General features: G+C 51.2%; 2 protein-coding genes. Both read right to left on the bottom strand.

Features of this window, described 5'->3' with window-relative positions:
- Nucleotides 1-781: PTS transporter subunit EIIC (locus NG42_RS23270; protein ID WP_241488298.1), on the bottom strand; the 781-nt coding region annotated here is incomplete at its 3' end.
- Nucleotides 782-1,085: 304 nt separating this feature from the next.
- Nucleotides 1,086-1,360, bottom strand: a 275-nt coding sequence (locus tag NG42_RS23265) for a TatD family hydrolase (RefSeq protein WP_052898033.1), incomplete at its 5' end; no start/stop codon positions are given.

Raw genomic sequence — 1,360 nt, 5'->3', positions numbered from 1 at the left:
GACCGTACATTTTAAACAAGAAGCCACCAGACAGTTTACCCGCCGTTGGGTCACCCGCCATATAACGTGGGATATCGCCGTGGAACACCTGACCCGCAGCATTGGTAAATTCACCAATCTGCATCTGGAAAGGAACGTTCCAGATATGATGCAGACCAAACGGCACCAGAGAGCGCTCAACTACACCGTAGATGCCGAATGCCACCACCGGGTTCTGATACGCCGCCCACTGGGAGAATTCCTGAATCGCGGCACCCACCGGAGGCCAGATAAATGACAGCACCACGCCAAGGAAAATTGCCGTCATACCGGAAATAATCGGCACAAAGCGCTTACCGGCGAAGAAGCCGAGATATTCCGGCAGCTTAATACGATAGAAGCGGTTAAACATATAAGCCGCGATGGAACCGGCGATAATCCCGCCGAGCACACCGGTATCGGCAAGGTGTTTCGCCGCAATCTCTTCCGCCGGAAGATGCAGCACCAGTGGAGCGACCACCGCCATGGTTTTCACCATAATGCCGTAAGCCACCACCGCCGCCAGTGCTGAAACACCGTCGTTATTGGTAAAGCCCAACGCAACACCGATGGCGAAGATTAACGGCATGTTGGCAAATACCGAACCGCCTGCTTCCGCCATTACATGCGAGACAACCGCGGGCAGCCAGCTAAAGTTTGCTGAACCGACACCCAGCAAAATACCGGCAATCGGCAGAACCGATACCGGCAGCATTAGCGATTTACCGACCTTTTGCAGGTTTGCAAATGCATTCTTAAACATATTGTGGAGCTCCTGAGTATGATTGCTTTTTTACCGCGCAGTACGCGTGACAAAGGGGGGAGGTCCCTTTGCGGGTGGAGCGTCTGAGCGCTCTCTGGATTTATTACGAAGAGTAAAATAAATCCGTTTTATTTTGTTTGATGGCTATCACGTTTCGTGGAACTAATTAGCCTATACCAGCAAATTAATGTCAGAAATTGCCAGTATTTTAGCCAAAAAAAAAGTGCATACGCCATTTTTATGGCGCTGCACTTTACGACTTTTAGCTATTAATTACGAGCTATAAAAGAAATCCGCCAGCGGATTAGGCACCGAGGCGTGACATCGGAATATGGAACAGATCCGAGAAGTTTTGGGTGGTCGCCGCCGCCAGCGTTTCGACATCCACGCCCTTCAGCACTGCCATATATTCCGCCACGTCGCGGGTATAAGCAGGCTGATTTTCTTTACCGCGATGCGGTACCGGTGCCAGATACGGCGAATCGGTCTCAACCAGCATCCGATCCAGCGGTACAAAGCGCGCCGCTTCACGCAGCGCTTCAGCATTACGGAAAGTAACAATGCCAGAAAACGAAATAT

Origin of the sequence: Winslowiella iniecta (assembly GCF_001267535.1) — a bacterium.
Taxonomy (GTDB): domain Bacteria; phylum Pseudomonadota; class Gammaproteobacteria; order Enterobacterales; family Enterobacteriaceae; genus Erwinia; species Erwinia iniecta.
Note: the sequence above shows the minus strand (reverse complement) of the source record. Positions and strands in the feature narration are given on the sequence as shown.